Origin of the sequence: Paenibacillus sp. FSL R10-2782 (assembly GCF_038592985.1) — a bacterium.
Classification (GTDB): Bacteria; Bacillota; Bacilli; order Paenibacillales; family Paenibacillaceae; genus Paenibacillus; species Paenibacillus terrae_C.
The window spans coordinates 1,315,099-1,330,616 of the sequence record NZ_CP151951.1; the positions used below are offsets into that span (position 1 = coordinate 1,315,099).

A 15,518-nucleotide genomic window follows, 5' to 3' on the forward strand; every position below is an offset into this window, starting at 1 on the left:
AATATGTACCACCTGCGATTATATATGACCAAGCTGTATGCCGTGAACGGCGGTGCGTTATTTCTCAATATTGGATGTATGATCATCGTCAGCTTGCTGGAGGGGCTGGGTATTTACATGCTTGTTCCCATGCTGGCGGCTATCGGTATATTTGGCGGTCATGCAGGGATGGCCATCCTGTCAGGCGGATTGGATCATTTCTTGTCAAACATCCCTAAAAGCTGGCTGTTGCCGGGAATGCTGTTGCTTTTTGTGTTGCTGCTCATAGGGCAGGCTCTGCTTCAGCGTTACCAGTCCATTCTGAATTCACGGATTCAGCAACGATTCATGCGTTCCCTTCGAATAGATGTATATACCTCCTTTATGAAGGCCCAATGGACTTTTTATTTGCGTCAGCGGAAGTCTGATTTCAGCCATGTGATGACAACCGAGCTGGCGCGTGTCAGTCAGGGAACCAATTTGCTCCTTCAGCTCACCACAGCCGTTATTTTTACGCTGATCCAGATTGCGCTGGCTTTTTGGCTGTCTCCTTCTTTAACCGGACTGGTGTTTCTGTGCGGATTGGGGCTGTTTGTCGTGTTTCGCAGATCCATTCAAAACGCTAAACAACTGGGCGACCGTACCACCGAGCTGTCGCAGGTTTATTTTGCCGGAATTACCGACCATATGAACGGGATGAAGGATATTAAAAGCAATCTGCTGGAAGCCGCGAATATAGACTGGTTTCGCTCCTTGACCCAACGGATGGAGGACAATACAACCCAGTTTGTACGGCAGAACGCAACCACACAATTTTTTCATCGCACAGCCGCTGCTGTATTTGTTGCTTGCATTATGTTTGTATCACTGCAATGGCTACATGTCTCTCCTGAAAAGTTGATTGTGCTCATCCTTATATTTTCCCGCTTATGGCCAAGGTTTGCCCTTATTCAAGCGAGCCTGGAATATATCATGTCCATGCTGTCTGCCTTTGAAAGTGTGACCAAGGTACAGCAGGAATGCGAAGCTTTCTCAGATCCGTCGCTAACGGCACTTACAACCTTTGAGACTCGCGTTTCAAGCGTTCTATCGGCAACCCATCAATCTGTATCAGCATCTACAACTTCATCTGTACGCCAACCCTTGTATCTACGTACGGGCATTGAATGCAGTGGTCTGGATTATCGGTATGAGGGTACAGCAGCGCTTGCATTACACCAAATAAATCTGTTCATCCCTGCTCGGGGAATGACGGCTATTGTGGGGAAATCGGGCGCAGGCAAAAGTACAATGGTTGACGTTCTGATGGGATTTTTACGACCAACTCAGGGCCAGATTAAAATAGACGGACATATACTGGACGACGAGTTGTTGCCACAGTGGCGGCAATCGTTTGGCTATGTGTCGCAGGACCCTTTTTTATTCCATGCCACCGTCCGTGAAAATTTGAAGCTGGCTGATGCAGATGCGAGCGAGGAGCAGTTATGGGAAGCGTTACATTTTGCATCCGCAGACGGGTTTGTTGCCAGATTGCCCGAAGGACTGGACACGGTAATCGGGGATCGCGGCATTCGTCTGTCAGGAGGGGAACGTCAGCGGCTAGTGTTGGCAAGAGCTGTCCTGCATCGTCCTCCGGTACTCATTCTGGATGAGGCGACAAGTGCGCTGGATGGAGAGCATGAAGCCGATATTCAGGCGGCGCTGGAGCGGATGAAAGGTCAAATGACGCTGATCGTCATTGCCCATCGACTGTCGACCATCCGTCATGCCGATCAGATTGTCGTTCTGGAGCAGGGAGAGATTATACAGCAGGGGAATTACCGTCAATTGGTGCAGGAGGAGCGGGGGGCGTTCAGTCAACTGCTGTCTTACCAAAGCAGTGTGTTCTCCACCCCTTAGCTGCCTGTTCTGTTGACAATGCTTAACTCCCCACTGGATATGGAATGGGCACAGCTTCAGGTTTCCTTGTGTTTGGCTGTGCTCCTTTTCTTTTTGATCGGAGTTGGAGAAACGGCATCTCCTGCCACTGCTTGTTGTGTTGTTGTGGTTGCTGCTTTACGCGCAGGACGTTTTTTCACGTCAGGGCCGGGATCGGTAACAACAGGCTTCACTGCCTCGATGCTGGCCTGGAGTGCAGCCATCAAGTCCACAACATTAGCCTGTGGCTGGGACGGGGCGATTCGGATCTCTTCTCCAGCCACTTTATGCTGAATGAGATCCAGCAGCCGCTCGCGGTACTGGTCCGTGTATTTTGCTGCATCAAAAGGTGTAGATAGCTGCTCAATGAGCATTTTTGCCATGGTCAGTTCCTTCTCTTTAACTTCCTCCTGCCCTGGCAGATTAGGAACCTGGGACACTGGGCGAATTTCATCCGGGTAAAACATCGTCTCCACCGCCAAGCATTCATCCAGTACACGAATAGCCGCCAGACTGCTTTTGGATCGTATCGAGATTTGAGCAATGCCAATTTTTCCGGTATCCTTCATCGCATTCATAAGAAGCTTGTAAGCATTGGAGCCTGCCTGATCCGGGGACAAATAATACGTTTTTTGAAAATAAATCGGATCAATCTCCTGCAAGTCCACAAAATCCAAAATAACGATATTTTTATCCGCTTGTCCGCTGATTTGCTCCAGTTCCTCCTTATCGAACATGACAAACTTCCCTTTTTCGTATTCATAGCCTTTTCCAATTTCCTCCCATTCGACCTCCTTGTCACAAACGGGACACTTTCGTACATAACTGAGCGGACTTCCGCATTCCTTGTGAATATAACGCATGGAAATATCCTTATCCTCTGTCGCCGAAAACATCTTAACAGGCACATGAACCAGCCCAAAGCTGATCGCGCCTTTCCAGACCGTATGCATACCGCCAGTCCTCCTTTTCTTTAATCCGCATGTTGTATCCTTCGATTCCAACGCTTGGCTGTGAGCATATTCATTTTTCACTTAGTATGCTTCGGAGAGCTATATCGCATAACACAATGATTTGAGGTTGTTAAGTTACATGGGTTATATTAAGATAAGGAATAATAAATAATCTTGCCATTTTATAAGGAAGGAGTGTTCATGTCATGAAGAAAAGATCATTAAACTTTATATCTTTTGGATATGGATACTCTACTGCTGTTTTTTTCTAAAATCATTTTTATGGGTGGAGTCTGCCTAAAAATGGTTAGAAGAAACGGTAGAAAAATTTTAAAATGACGAGGTCGATTAAATGAAAAATGAAAAAATAACTAGAAAAAACCCGGCAGGTATGCCGAAACCAGTAGGGAATTACACACATATAACTAAAATTCCCAGAAATTCAGAGCTATTCGTGACTTCAGGTCAAATTGGAGTAGATCAGAATGGCCAATTCCCAGAAAGCTTTAACCTACAAATCAGCAATACTTTTAATAACATTAAATCAGTTTTGGACGCCGAACAATTAACCGCTGACAATATTATTAAAGTAAATGTTTGGGCAACTGAGCAGATAGATTGGGATTACATGTATTCCCAATGGGAAAAGTTATTCGGTAATGATTATCCTGCAATGACGATCGGCTACCTTACTGCTCTAGGATTGCCTGAAATAAAAATTGAAATTGAAATTTGGGCAGCTAAGGCATAAAAATAATAACTCATTTATAGGATGGAATCATAGATAGCCCCGGTCTTCGTGAGAAGCTGGGGCTTTTGATGTTTAAGCTCACGAAAAATCCGCTTGCGCATGGTTACAGCTTTTTTGGTGCATAGTAAGGTATATCCGATTCAAAAGGAGGTACAATTTATGCCCGGAAAATCCTATCCTCGGCAAATCAGACATCGTGTGGGTCAAAGCCATATCGCCTTTCGGGGACCGGCCGGAGGCGAACAGGATGCATTGCCACCCGAGTTTGCCCTTTCCCATGGAATCCAGCCGCCTTTTCCTGTAGCTGTGGGTCATGTGGATTTGGAGGCTGTGGTTTCAACCTCGCCTTCTCATAGCATCCCTTCATTGGACGTTGAACGGATTATAGATGAGGACTAGGTGAACCTGTATTTCTGAATACATGGATACAAAACAAATCATCAGGAGGAGATCAGCATGAACGTGGAACGAGCAAAAGCGATTTACAATTCATCCGAAAACATTGCCGTGCAATTAGAGGGCAAACCGATCTGGATCGAGCATGTAGATGAAGCAAACGGTATGGCTACCGTACAGGTGGGAAGCAACCCCGGTAATACTCAAACCGTTCGGGTGGATCGTCTGGAAGAGCGATAGGAGATGGGCACAAGGTTAATGATTGGCTGACACTGGGTATCTGTTGGACGAGCCAGCTCCGGGAGAATGCTGCTTGAATGGTCCACTCCAACAAAAAAGGCTCGCAATTGCTCAATGAGCAATTAGCGAACCCTACTTGTAAAAATGTTTACACTGCAATAGCCTTCAAATGTGGTGAAACCATCAGTTTAGCCTCTGTTGCCATTTGAACGTCTTCTACCGACAAACCCGGAGCAATTTCCTTCAGCATCAGCCCTTTACCCGGAATAACATCGATGACAGCCTTTTCGGTTACTATGGTCTTTACAACATTTACAGCGGTCAGGGGCAGCTTGCATTGTTTCAGTATTTTCGGCGCCCCATTTTTGTTTACATGCTCCATGGCTATAATCACTCTCTTGGCTCCGACCACCAAATCCATGGCTCCCCCCATACCGGGTACCTTTTTCCCAGGGATCATCCAGCTTGCAAGGTTGCCTTTCTCATCGACCTCCAAGGCGCCCAAAACGGTGATATCCACATGTCCTCCGCGGATGATAGAAAATGAAAGCGCACTGTCAAAAAAGGAAGCTCCTTTTACAGATGTAACGTAGTTTCCACCTGAATCGATACAATCGAGTCTTTCTTTTCCCTGAGCCGCTTTGGGACCTACACCGAGGATTCCGTTCTCTGCCTGTAGCATAATATGGATGTTTTCGGGGATATAGTCCACCACCATTGTAGGCATTCCAACACCAAGGTTGACAACTTCGCCATCTTTGAATTCCTGGGCTATTCTTCGAACAATCAATTCTCTGTTATTCATGCGTGTCCACCCACCTTTACAATCGCGTCCACAAATATGCTGGGAACGTTGACATGATTGGGGTCAATTTCCCCCGCCTTTACGTATTCGTCTGCCTGAGCAACTACATACTCTGCTGCTGTAGCCATAACCAAATTAAAGTTGCGTGAAGAGCCGTTAATGACCAGATTCCCCTCTTCATCAGCCTTATGGGCTCTGATTAACGCCACATCCGCTTTGAGCGGCAGTTCGAGCAAATATTCCCTTTCGTCAATTTCTATTTTCTTTTTTCCTTCCTCTACCATGGTGCCTACACCTACAGGTGTTAAAACACCGCCCAAACCGGCTCCCCCTGCGCGTATTTTTTCAGCGAGCGTTCCTTGCGGGAAGAGCTGGACCTCCGCTTCTTTCGTCATAAGGAGCCTTCCCGTTTCCGGATTGGAGCCGATATAGGATGCAAAAATCTTTTTTACTCTGCCGCTTTTTACCAGGTTATAGATAGATAATTCCGGCGTGCCTGTATCATTCGAAATAATTGTTAGATTACTGGCGGAATTTGTGTCGACAAGCGCACGTACCAGATCCTCCGGGAAACCTCCTGCCAGAAAACCTCCGACCATCACCGTGTCTCCGTCTTTGACCTTCTTAACTGCTTCTTCAGCGGAGATTACTTTGTTATTCATGGTTCCTTCTCCTTATATATATATTTTTAGGAAAGCAAACTTTATTGGAGATAATCGTAGAGGACTCTTCCATATGGAAGCGTTAAATCGGCAATAAAATGTTTTCCGCCAACATAAGCTTGAACCGGCAAATCTGCCACAGGAGCATTGACATGGGGGACCAGGCTTAATCTGGCAGGCCCTGACCAGGCGCCTTTTACAGTGATGGCTTCGAGATTATACGCTACTAACTGAGCAATTTTGGGGGTACCATCAACATCAGGAATTAATTTCAAATTAACTTGTGTTTTTGCGATCGCTTTAGCCGTTTCCTGTTCATCAAGAATATTATATTTGAAAGGCATGGTTCCCATGGCCACCAGGACGTGATTATAATGCAATGTACCCGTCAGCGTCTCCGTATCCTCAACGATCAGGCGAGGCTTCGCCCATTTTTTCGGAAATCCCCAGATTTCACGTCCCCCAAGAATAGCAGGCGCGTTATCCAAATACATTTGGGCAACAAAATTACAGGGTTCTCCTTGAAAAGTACACGGAATGACAATACCGCTTTCCTCATAGCTTCCTAAGCCGGATGAATCGGGCATCTTGATCCATTCATAGGAAACAGTATTGCTTCCATCCGGCTGAAGAGGTTCCGGGACCGCTTGTCTAATCGCAGCGGGGTCGGATTCATAGGTAATAATAAAAAATTCCCGGTTGATGAAGCGGCATGGCGGGCGCCCATAACTGCCGCTGGCCGCAGGCATGGATTGAAGTGAAAGTACATCTTTTTGATTCATAGCGATTCTCCCTTCCTTATTAAGAGGTAGTTCCAAAAGTCATCTTTTGAACACGCATTTTAAATGAGTGCATTTTCAACCAGCATCGCTATTCCCATTCCCGTTCCGATACATAACGATGCTATGCCGTAACGTGAAGATCTTCGCACCATTTCATGAACCAACGTAACCAATATCCTGGCACCGCTTGCTCCGACAGGATGCCCGATCGCGATCGCGCCGCCATTGACATTCACCTTCTCCGGACTGACCCCAAGCTCTTTCAATACCGCTAATGCTTGTGCGGCGAACGCTTCATTAATTTCAAAAAGATCAATGTCCTTGATGGATATTCCCTGTTGCTTAAGAAGTGACGAAATGGCTTTCACCGGTCCCATTCCCATATATGCAGGATCAACGCCAACAAGTGAATAACCCTTGATATATGCCAACGGCTTTAATGCATGTTCCTTACATTTGTCTTCCGATACTACAAGCATAGCTGCCGCGCCATCATTGATCCCCGAAGCATTTCCGGCGGTAACCGTTCCGTTCTCCTTAAACGCAGTTTTTAAATGAGAAAGTTTTTCTTTCGTTGTATTTCCTCTTATGTGTTCATCCTCCGTGAAATAAATAGTTTCTTTTTTGGTTTTGATCATGACCGGAACAATCTGTTCTTCAAAAATCTTGTTGTTTTTTGCTTCCAAAGCCTTTATCTGGCTTTGATAGGCAAATTCATCCTGATCAAGTCTTGAAATTCCATATTTATCGGCAACATTTTCTGCGGTAATTCCCATATGGTAATGGTTGATCGGGCATGTAAGGCCGTCGGTCACCAGGGAGTCTACCAATTCACCGTTGCCAAGCTTGTAGCCGTTTCTTGCATTCCTTAGCAGATAAGGAGCGTTCGACATGCTCTCCATGCCTCCTGCCAAGACGATATTGCCTTGTTCCGCTAATATTGAATTGTAGGCTAAACCGACGGCATGAAGTCCTGACCCGCAAACCGTGTTTATCGTTGATTCGGGTACATCAATGGGGATACCGGCTTTTAGTGCCGCCTGTCTAGCAGGATTTTGGCCATTGCCTGCCTGAAGAACATTTCCCAAATAAATCTGATCAATTAAAGCAGGCTCTAATTTACTTTGCTGAAGGCATGCTGTCATCACAGTTGCTCCCAATTCAGGAGCGCTTAGGGGCGCAAGGGTTTTGTTAAAAGAGCCGACCGCTGTTCTCAACGGGCTTACTAAAGCTACTTTTTTCATAAAAAATTCACATTCCTTTCGCTGTGTTCAAGACACAATACATCCATGACTGCAATTCAATTCGTAAATTCCGCTTTTACCTTACGAAGCGCAGCGACTGCAAGCTACATTTACATGCGGGCATATCATGGTGCCTAAGACAGTGAGTGTGACGGTTCGATCGCCTTCTTTCTTTCGTTGGAAATTAAAACCAGTTTCATCATAGTTCTAATGCAAATTTTGCTCAATGTTCAAATATTTACATATATCTAAGTACAGATGTTTATAAAGCCATATACTCCAAAATAGATAGGTCATTCTAATGTTTTCTGTTAATTTCTCTATTTTTCTGAAAATAATGATCATAAAATGAATTTTCTGTTAAAAATGAAATTTCTAATCAACACGTGAAAAAACGAGGCCAATCGTTGAGTTTGCACACCTTCCTCTTAATCCGCCCCTCCTTTTCTTCGCAAATAGCACCTAACTTATCGCTGGGAAAAAAAGCCCTTCAGAATTTTCTGAAGACGGCTTTGCCATTAAATATTCATGATCTTCGTCATAATTGTGCCAGCTTGCTTCTTGTTAACGGTGTCACCCCAATTACACAAAAAGCTCCTGAATCTCCACAGAAGGCAATTCAAGAGCTCTTTCATTGCTAAGTTGATGTGGCCTGAATAAGTGCCCGAAAAGGCGCTTTTTATATTGTTTAATCCAGGAAACAGGGTGTATAGTATGGTTAATCTTTGAGGGAGGTGAGACATATGGACTTTAACATATGCTTGTTTGATGATTTTGAAACACTGGATGTATTCGGACCCGTTGAGATTTTTGGCCGCCTGCCAGAAGAGTATGACTTAAAATATTTCTCTATGAACGGGGGAATTATTGAGAGTCGGCAAAAAACCAAGATTGTTACAGAACCTATTGCACAAGCAAAGCCCGATGGCATATTCATGATCCCGGGCGGACAGGGGACAAGAAGTTTAATCCATGATGATCAATTTATGAAACAGGTCAAAGATTTTGCGGAACAGTCCTGTTTTTGTATAACCGTCTGTACAGGTTCTGCGCTGCTTGCCAAAACAGGCTTGTTAAAAAACAGGCACGCCACATCCAATAAATTAGCCTTTGATTGGGTGAAATCCATCGACACAGAGGTTGAGTGGATTCCAAAGGCAAGATGGGTAGTAGATGGAAAGTTCTATACTTCATCGGGTGTATCCGCTGGAATAGATATGTCCTTAGGCTTTGTTTCTGACCAGCTTGGTCTTGAAAAAGCTCAACAGGTTGCCAATCAAATTGAATACATCTGGAATTCCGATAAACATGATGATCCTTTTGCGAGATAAGTATATTGTAAAATTGACATGGACCGTTACTATTAACGGTCTTTTTTACATAATATGCTGAGCTGAGTAAACATTTAAGGAGCTGAACTAAGAAAATGCGCAGTGGCAATAGTAACTTTTAAGTTTAGTTTATACAGGTAAAAAAGCCGACTGCTTGAAAGCAATCGACCTCAAATGGTTTCATATTAAAAATGTACAGCCTCCGTTGCAAGCAAACGTACAAAACGATTACCGAGCATCTCATTGTGGTGTGCAACGATTTGTTCGCCACTCAGCACTTTACTATTAAATGTACTGTGCGCATCCGACACAAGCACATTATTCTGGTACCCCAGACTGTAGGCGTTCCGACAGGTCATGTCGAGGCAGAACTCGGTTTGCATCCCCGCAATGATGAGCCGATCAGCTCCCAGTTCCTTGAGCACATTGTCCAATTCAGTTTGGTAAAAGCTGTCCCAGGACGTTTTACGGACAATCCGCTCATGGGGGAGGGGACGCACTACATCTGCTATGGCCCAGCCCACACTGTTTTCCCGGAAATCCTCATCCGCTTCATCGGTATGCTGAACAAAAATCACCGGTGTACCTGCTGCTCTGGCTTTGGTCAAAAGCTGCTGCAAATGCTCTACAACTTCCTGCTCTCGATACAGCTTCTCTTCATACATAAACATAGCCTGCTGCACGTCAATCATGAGTAAAACGTTTTGTCCCATCGTTTCGCTTCCCTCCCTGTATGTTACACCTATCTTACCATAGCATGTCTTCATGTCTTGCGGCGACATAAGGTGAACTATATAATAAAGGACAAGTTGGAACGGTCCGATTCGGACGAAAGGTGATTAAAATATATGACAATTTCGCAGGAACAGTTAACGTTCCGTTCTGCCGGGGAGGCGCAGACCGGGGCTTTGGCAGGTTTTTTGGCAGCCAAAGCGGTACCCGGAACGGTGATCGTGCTGGATGGAGATCTGGGAGCGGGCAAAACCGCTTTTTCGAAAGCCTTTGCCAGTCATCTGGGTGTCCCGGGTATCGTAAACAGCCCCACCTTTACGCTCATTAAGGAGTATGAAGGCCGATTGCCCTTGTACCATATGGATGTGTACCGTATTACACAGGATGAGGCAGAGGATCTTGGGCTGGACGAATATTTTTACGGGACAGGCGTATGTCTGGTCGAATGGGGCAGTACTATACCAGATATGTTGCCGGAGCAGCGGCTTCACATGTATATAGAAACAACGGATGTGGAGGAGCGCTTGATTCACCTTACCGGGTACGGCGAGCCTTATGAACAATGGTGCCGCAGTTTGCGGGAGAATGGAGTTTGAAGCATGCAAAGAGAGCATACAGATGAGAAGGTAAAGCCGCGTGAGCGGTTTTTGGCGTTAGATACAGCGACGACCGTGATGGCGGCCGCCCTGATGAACGGTAAAGAGTTACTGGGAGAAAGCAATGTCTATGGCGAACGCAATCACTCGGTGCACGTGATTTCCGAATTGGAACGGCTTCTGAATGAAGACGGGCTGACACGGGATGATGTAGACGGCATTGCGGTGGGTGTCGGACCGGGGTCTTACACAGGTATTCGCATTGCCGTGACCGCAGCGAAAACACTTGCTTGGGCCTGGGGCGTTCCGGTGACATCCGTATCCACTTTGCAGGCGCTGGCCTGGGGCGGTTGGAGCCGTGGTACCGAATCGCAGGAGCAAGAAGCTGGAAATGAATCAGCAAGGAACCACTCAGATGGAGAGCGGGCGACAGACTGGATCGTTCCAGTGCTGGATGCCCGGCGTGGGCAGGTTTACACAGGCTTGTTCGCTGTGAATATGGACGGCGATAGAGGGATTCCGCAGTGTCTGGAGCCGGATGCGATCCGATTGATGGCCACTTGGACCGAGGACCTTCTGCAACGGCTGGAGGCTTTGCCGTCCGAACAGCGCCCAGCGGTCATTTGGCTGGTTGGTGAAACGGCGGTTCACGCAGAAACAGCCGAGCGCCTGCGTGCATGGAGCGAGCTTCGTATCGTACCGTATGAGCTGGAAGGAAGATGGGTTGGCCGTCTTGGGGCGGATAAGCTGCTTTGTCAGGAACATGACGAGTTACATACGCTGGTTCCAAACTATACCCAGTTGGCGGAGGCGGAAGCCAATCTGCTTCGTCAGCGCTGAAGAGAGCGGTGAACAACATGGCAAAGAACATACAACGGGAAGAAAAGCTGGAGTTTCGACTGATGCAGTTGGATGATATTCCCGATGTGCTGGCGATTGAGCATGAAGCGTTCACGCTACCGTGGACGGAAGAAGCGTTCCGCAATGAATTGACGATGAATCATTTTGCTAAATATATGATTATGGAGCTGAACGGACAGGCCATCGGCTACGCAGGGATGTGGACGATTATGGACGAGGCCCATATTACGAATATAGCCGTTCGTGAGGCCTATCGCGGGCGCAAGCTTGGAGATAAGCTGCTGGACGAGCTAATGCAAACTGCCTCTTATCTGGGGATGGAACGCATGACGCTGGAGGTACGGGTGACGAATCGGATTGCTCAGGGCTTATATGAGAAAAAGGGCTTTAAGCCAGCGGGTGTCCGCAAGGGCTATTATTCGGATAATAACGAGGATGCTGTGATCATGTGGGCGGATCTTCCCGCACATGGGCCATCCGGTGAACAGGAAGGAAGCGTGCAGAAGCAATGACGCAGGAGGAAAAAGCAGGTACAGGCGCCGCCTCTGGCGAGCCTTGCTATATACTGGCAGTGGAAACGAGTTGTGACGAGACAGCTGTGTCCGTCGTGAAAAATGGCACCGAGGTGCTTTCTAACCTGATTTCCAGTCAGATTGAAACACATAAAGCCTTTGGCGGAGTTGTGCCGGAGGTAGCATCCCGCAAGCATGTGGAGAGCATTACCTACATGCTGGACGAGGCCATGCAAGCATCGGGAATTACGCCCCGCGAGCTTTCGGCGGTTGCCGTGACGCAAGGGCCGGGACTGGTTGGTGCGTTGCTGGTGGGCATTGTTGCTGCCAAGAGCGCTGCCATGGCGTTCGGCAAGCCGTTGATTGGAACACATCATATCGCAGGACATATTTATGCAAATCAGTTGGAGCATAAAATCGTATATCCGTGCATCGCACTGGTCGTGTCGGGAGGACACACGGAGCTGGTATGGATGGAGTCTGAGGGTCATTTTCACCTGATTGGGCGCACGCGGGATGATGCGGTTGGGGAAGCCTATGACAAGGTAGCCCGGGCTATTGGATTTCCGTATCCCGGCGGTCCGCACGTAGATCGAACGGCTCATGAATCCGAGGAAGCTATCACCTTGCCCCGTGCATGGTTGGAGCCGGATTCTTATGATTTTAGCTTCAGCGGCTTGAAATCGGCGGTATTGAATGTGATCAACCAGACGAAAATGCGTGGAGAAACTGTTCATGCCGGAGCTATCGCAAGAGGCTTTCAAGAGTCGGTCGTGGAGGTGCTGGTAGAAAAAGCGATTCGTGCTATGCGTGAATACGGCGCGAAGCAACTGCTGCTATGCGGCGGTGTTGCCGCCAATCGCGGACTGCGGACGGCACTTCACGAACGTTGTGAGCGTGAAAGTATCGAGTTACTTGTGCCATCTATGAAATATTGTACGGATAATGCAGCTATGATTGGTGCGGCTGCTTACGCCAAGTGGAAGCGTGGCGAATTCACCTCACTGGACATGAAAGCTGATCCCGGGCTGTCTCTGGAAGAGTGGTCCGTTCAATCTTAATTGAAGAGGCATTAGGCGAGTGAGCAGAAGGTAAGTGAAAAAAGTAGAAAGTATATTGGGACATGACTCGTTTGGGTCGTGTCTTTTTATGTTTCATATAAGCTGAACTCGAAAAATGCTTATACAGATGAACCCATTTCATAATACCCTCAGTAGCTTTAATAAAGAGTACATATAGATCAAAGTGCTTTAGATTGTCTATATGTAGTATACATTTCGTTGACTTAATCATTTATGAAATGGATTCAGATCTATATATAAAATTCAAGAGGTATAAATACAGGATTTTGAGCAGGTGAATTTCCGTGTCTAATTTCCCCGCAGCGTTCGTCATGATGTTGCACGGTTTTTCAGCATTCATCAAAAAAACCTGAAATTTAATACTCCCCGAACAATGATATGATTTGTCAAGTTGTGAACAAAGTTATCCACATATCCTATCAAAAATGTGGATAATCAAGCTCAAAGCAAGCGGATTAAGACTTTTTTAGGATACAAGAACAGGGGACATTTTGTATCTTTAGGTTTTGTGAAATCTGTGGATAATGTGGATAAAAGAGTGGATAAATTTGGTTTTCATATGAAAATGGCTTTTTATCAATAAAAAAATGGCCCCAAAGGCCATTTTTCAATACATTTCATGCACATATTCTGTGGATATCTTTGTGTATAAAAAGACGGATGGAGCAAATGTGAAATTTTTAAGTCCATGTTTTAAAGCATGCCTTAATCTTCTAACAGTTCCTCCCATGATGCGTAGGTTGCTGTCAATTCATGCTTGCGTGCGTCAAGCTGCGCCTGAATATCCTGAAGCGCTGTGTAATCCTGATAAACTTCCGGTAGAGTCATTTGCACCTCCAACCCGGTAATTTGCTCTTCCAGCTCTTTGATTTGATTTTCTAGTGTCTCCAGCTTGCGCTGGCGACTACGTTCCTCGCTCTTGGCCTGTTTGTCTGCGGCATAGGCTGCTGCACCTGTTTTGGGTGTTGTCTCATCCGTTGCGGATACAGTAGATGCTTTGCTGCGTGTTGCCTGACTGGCCTCCAGCGCTTCCTGCGCAATCTCCTCCAGCTCCTGCTTTTTGTCTACATAGTCATCATAATTCCCCAGGAAATGTTTTATCCCTTCAGGATGAAGCTCAATGACACGTTCCGCCATTTTGTTAAGGAAGTAACGGTCATGGGAGATGAACAGCAGCGTGCCGTCATAATCGATTAGGGCAGCCTCCAGCACTTCTCTACTGAACAGGTCGAGATGGTTGGTAGGCTCATCGAGAATCAGCACATTGGCTTCGCGCAGCATTAGCTTGGCGAGAGAGACACGGGCTTTTTCACCGCCGCTTAGTGTGGCTACCTTTTTGAGCACATCGTCACCGCTGAACAGGAAGTTGCCCAGCACTGTGCGGATCCGCGCTTCCTCCATATGGGGGTATTCGCTCCATAGCTCCTCCAGCACTGTATTGGCCGGGTTCAGGTTCGTTTGCTCCTGATCATACAGGCCGATTTTGATTTTTGTGCCCCAGTGAATCGACCCGGCAGCAGGCTTTAACGTTCCGGTCAGGCATTTGAGCAGCGTTGATTTTCCGATTCCGTTCGGACCAATCAGCGCAACGGTATCGCCGCGTTTTAAGTCGAAGGATGCATGCTGAAATAGCGGTTTTTTACCTTCATAGGCGACGGAGAGGTCACGTACCTCCAGTACTTCCTTTCCCGACATATAAGCTGTTTCAAAGGAAAAATGGGCTTTTTTCAGATCCCCCATCGGCCGATCCATTCGATCCATTTTATCCAGCTGCTTGCGGCGGCTCTGGGCGCGTTTGGTCGTGGAAGCCCGTACGATATTGCGTTGTACGAATGCCTCCAGACGGGCAATTTCCCCTTGCTGCTTCTCATAGTGCTTGAGATTGGTTTCGTACTCGGCAGCTTTCAGCTCCATATATCGACTGTAGTTACCTGTATACCGGGTCGAACGATGACGCTCGATTTCGATAATGGTCGTCACCAGTCGATCGAGAAAATAACGATCATGGGATACGACCAGCAGCGAGCCGGAATAGCCGCGCAAATAATCTTCCAGCCAGGTCAGTGTTTGAATGTCCAGATAGTTGGTCGGCTCATCCAGCATGAGTACGTCAGGAGCGAGCAGCAGGATGCGAGCCAGCGCGAGACGTGTTTTCTGTCCACCGCTCAGTGTGGATACAGGCGTTTCCGGTGCAAACGAGCCAAAGCCCATACCATGAAGCACACTGCGAATGCGTGTCTCCATTTCATAGCCGCCGTGATCCTTGAACCAGTCCGACCTTCTCGCATATCTTTCCAGCAGGTCTGCATAGCGCTTCTCGTTCTGCGCATTAGCCGGGTCAGCGATTTCCTGCTCCATCTTCCGCAGTTCCCGCTCTGCTTCGATCAGCGGAGTGAACACCAGCATCATTTCTGCCCATATGGATCGGTCGGAGTTCAAGCCGCTGTTTTGTGCCAGATAACCAATACTGGTTTCCTTCGCCTTGAAAATTTGCCCACCGTCATAGGATATTTCACCAGCGATGATTTTGAGCAATGTTGATTTGCCCGCGCCGTTCACACCTACCAGTCCAATACGTTCACGTTCCAATATTTGAAGGTTAATCCCGTCCAGAACGGGCTCAATTCCATAGGATTTCATAATTCCGGTTACTTGCAATAGCATCGCGTATCGTT

Annotated in this window: 16 protein-coding genes; 9 read left to right on the forward strand and 7 right to left on the reverse strand. The window is 46.9% G+C overall.

Annotated features, from left to right (window positions below):
* Positions 1-3: 3 nt before the first annotated feature.
* Positions 4-1,878: an ABC transporter ATP-binding protein gene (locus NST83_RS06005; RefSeq protein WP_342416958.1), complete on the forward strand. Its 1,875-nt coding sequence runs from the start codon at positions 4-6 to the stop codon at positions 1,876-1,878.
* 56 nt (positions 1,879-1,934) lie between these two features.
* Here the strand turns inward: NST83_RS06005 and NST83_RS06010 are convergent, their stop codons facing one another.
* Entirely contained in the window at positions 1,935-2,849 is a 915-nt protein-coding gene (locus NST83_RS06010) for a Ku protein (RefSeq protein WP_342416959.1), read from the reverse strand.
* 352 nt (positions 2,850-3,201) lie between these two features.
* Between NST83_RS06010 and NST83_RS06015 the strand changes: the two genes are divergently transcribed.
* The 3 genes from NST83_RS06015 (at position 3,202) to NST83_RS06025 (ending at position 4,236) form a co-directional block, all read left to right on the forward strand.
* Positions 3,202-3,600, forward strand: coding sequence for a RidA family protein (locus NST83_RS06015; protein WP_137061950.1), 399 nt, complete (start codon positions 3,202-3,204; stop codon positions 3,598-3,600).
* 159 nt (positions 3,601-3,759) lie between these two features.
* On the forward strand, positions 3,760-3,999 hold the full coding sequence (locus tag NST83_RS06020) for a hypothetical protein (RefSeq protein WP_014280296.1): 240 nt from the start codon (positions 3,760-3,762) through the stop codon (positions 3,997-3,999).
* A gap of 57 nt (positions 4,000-4,056) precedes the next feature.
* On the forward strand, positions 4,057-4,236 hold the full coding sequence (locus NST83_RS06025) for an H-type small acid-soluble spore protein (protein WP_044645186.1): 180 nt from the start codon (positions 4,057-4,059) through the stop codon (positions 4,234-4,236).
* A gap of 148 nt (positions 4,237-4,384) precedes the next feature.
* On the opposite strand, the gene NST83_RS06030 is transcribed toward NST83_RS06025, so the two are convergent.
* Genes NST83_RS06030 through NST83_RS06045 form a run of 4 tightly spaced genes read right to left on the reverse strand, consistent with a single transcriptional unit; the run spans position 4,385 to position 7,729 of the window.
* A complete protein-coding gene (locus NST83_RS06030; protein WP_137061951.1) occupies positions 4,385-5,041 on the reverse strand; it encodes a 3-oxoacid CoA-transferase subunit B in 657 nt (218 codons plus the stop codon).
* Entirely contained in the window at positions 5,038-5,703 is a 666-nt protein-coding gene (locus NST83_RS06035) for a CoA transferase subunit A (RefSeq protein ID WP_342416960.1), read from the reverse strand. Before NST83_RS06035 ends, NST83_RS06030 begins: the two co-directional genes overlap by 4 nt.
* Positions 5,704-5,744: 41 nt before the next feature.
* The gene (locus NST83_RS06040; protein WP_342416961.1) at positions 5,745-6,485 is read right to left on the reverse strand and encodes an acetoacetate decarboxylase; all 741 of its coding nucleotides are present in this window, start codon (positions 6,483-6,485) and stop codon (positions 5,745-5,747) included.
* A gap of 59 nt (positions 6,486-6,544) precedes the next feature.
* Complete coding sequence (locus NST83_RS06045; protein ID WP_342416962.1) at positions 6,545-7,729, reverse strand: acetyl-CoA C-acetyltransferase; 1,185 nt, start codon at positions 7,727-7,729, stop codon at positions 6,545-6,547.
* A 743-nt stretch (positions 7,730-8,472) separates the two neighbouring features.
* Between NST83_RS06045 and NST83_RS06050 the strand changes: the two genes are divergently transcribed.
* Positions 8,473-9,060 carry a DJ-1/PfpI family protein gene (locus NST83_RS06050; RefSeq protein ID WP_342416963.1) on the forward strand — a complete coding sequence of 196 codons (588 nt, stop codon included), beginning with the start codon at positions 8,473-8,475 and terminating at the stop codon, positions 9,058-9,060.
* A 185-nt stretch (positions 9,061-9,245) separates the two neighbouring features.
* Here the strand turns inward: NST83_RS06050 and NST83_RS06055 are convergent, their stop codons facing one another.
* Positions 9,246-9,773 (reverse strand): cysteine hydrolase family protein, encoded by a 528-nt coding sequence (locus NST83_RS06055; RefSeq protein WP_342416964.1) that lies wholly within the window; start codon positions 9,771-9,773, stop codon positions 9,246-9,248.
* A gap of 135 nt (positions 9,774-9,908) precedes the next feature.
* Between NST83_RS06055 and tsaE the strand changes: the two genes are divergently transcribed.
* Genes tsaE through tsaD form a run of 4 tightly spaced genes read left to right on the forward strand, consistent with a single transcriptional unit; the run spans position 9,909 to position 12,822 of the window.
* Complete coding sequence (tsaE, locus tag NST83_RS06060; RefSeq protein ID WP_342416965.1) at positions 9,909-10,388, forward strand: tRNA (adenosine(37)-N6)-threonylcarbamoyltransferase complex ATPase subunit type 1 TsaE; 480 nt, start codon at positions 9,909-9,911, stop codon at positions 10,386-10,388.
* A gap of 3 nt (positions 10,389-10,391) precedes the next feature.
* Complete coding sequence (tsaB, locus tag NST83_RS06065) at positions 10,392-11,228, forward strand: tRNA (adenosine(37)-N6)-threonylcarbamoyltransferase complex dimerization subunit type 1 TsaB (RefSeq protein ID WP_342416966.1); 837 nt, start codon at positions 10,392-10,394, stop codon at positions 11,226-11,228.
* 17 nt (positions 11,229-11,245) lie between these two features.
* Complete coding sequence (gene rimI, locus NST83_RS06070; RefSeq protein ID WP_342416967.1) at positions 11,246-11,761, forward strand: ribosomal protein S18-alanine N-acetyltransferase; 516 nt, start codon at positions 11,246-11,248, stop codon at positions 11,759-11,761.
* Positions 11,758-12,822: a tRNA (adenosine(37)-N6)-threonylcarbamoyltransferase complex transferase subunit TsaD gene (gene tsaD / locus NST83_RS06075; protein WP_137061963.1), complete on the forward strand. Its 1,065-nt coding sequence runs from the start codon at positions 11,758-11,760 to the stop codon at positions 12,820-12,822. Before rimI ends, tsaD begins: the two co-directional genes overlap by 4 nt.
* Before the next feature lie 726 nt (positions 12,823-13,548).
* Here the strand turns inward: tsaD and NST83_RS06080 are convergent.
* Positions 13,549-15,507 carry an ABC-F family ATP-binding cassette domain-containing protein gene (locus NST83_RS06080; protein WP_342416968.1) on the reverse strand — a complete coding sequence of 653 codons (1,959 nt, stop codon included), beginning with the start codon at positions 15,505-15,507 and terminating at the stop codon, positions 13,549-13,551.
* Between the last annotated feature and the right edge of the window lie 11 nt (positions 15,508-15,518).

Excerpts from the sequence above, each read along its gene's own strand:
- tsaB (WP_342416966.1), top strand. The coding sequence starts at position 10,392 with ATGCAAAGAGAGCATACAGATGAGAAGGTAAAGCCGCGTGAGCGGTTT.
- NST83_RS06055 (WP_342416964.1), bottom strand. The coding sequence starts at position 9,773 with ATGGGACAAAACGTTTTACTCATGATTGACGTGCAGCAGGCTATGTTT.
- NST83_RS06040 (WP_342416961.1), bottom strand. The coding sequence starts at position 6,485 with ATGAATCAAAAAGATGTACTTTCACTTCAATCCATGCCTGCGGCCAGC.
- NST83_RS06080 (WP_342416968.1), bottom strand. The coding sequence starts at position 15,507 with ATGCTATTGCAAGTAACCGGAATTATGAAATCCTATGGAATTGAGCCC.
- rimI (WP_342416967.1), top strand. The coding sequence starts at position 11,246 with ATGGCAAAGAACATACAACGGGAAGAAAAGCTGGAGTTTCGACTGATG.
- tsaE (WP_342416965.1), top strand. The coding sequence starts at position 9,909 with ATGACAATTTCGCAGGAACAGTTAACGTTCCGTTCTGCCGGGGAGGCG.
- NST83_RS06030 (WP_137061951.1), bottom strand. The coding sequence starts at position 5,041 with ATGAATAACAGAGAATTGATTGTTCGAAGAATAGCCCAGGAATTCAAA.
- NST83_RS06020 (WP_014280296.1), top strand. The coding sequence starts at position 3,760 with ATGCCCGGAAAATCCTATCCTCGGCAAATCAGACATCGTGTGGGTCAA.
- NST83_RS06045 (WP_342416962.1), bottom strand. The coding sequence starts at position 7,729 with ATGAAAAAAGTAGCTTTAGTAAGCCCGTTGAGAACAGCGGTCGGCTCT.
- NST83_RS06035 (WP_342416960.1), bottom strand. The coding sequence starts at position 5,703 with ATGAATAACAAAGTAATCTCCGCTGAAGAAGCAGTTAAGAAGGTCAAA.
- NST83_RS06010 (WP_342416959.1), bottom strand. The coding sequence starts at position 2,849 with ATGCATACGGTCTGGAAAGGCGCGATCAGCTTTGGGCTGGTTCATGTG.
- NST83_RS06015 (WP_137061950.1), top strand. The coding sequence starts at position 3,202 with ATGAAAAATGAAAAAATAACTAGAAAAAACCCGGCAGGTATGCCGAAA.
- NST83_RS06005 (WP_342416958.1), top strand. The coding sequence starts at position 4 with ATGTACCACCTGCGATTATATATGACCAAGCTGTATGCCGTGAACGGC.
- NST83_RS06025 (WP_044645186.1), top strand. The coding sequence starts at position 4,057 with ATGAACGTGGAACGAGCAAAAGCGATTTACAATTCATCCGAAAACATT.
- tsaD (WP_137061963.1), top strand. The coding sequence starts at position 11,758 with ATGACGCAGGAGGAAAAAGCAGGTACAGGCGCCGCCTCTGGCGAGCCT.
- NST83_RS06050 (WP_342416963.1), top strand. The coding sequence starts at position 8,473 with ATGGACTTTAACATATGCTTGTTTGATGATTTTGAAACACTGGATGTA.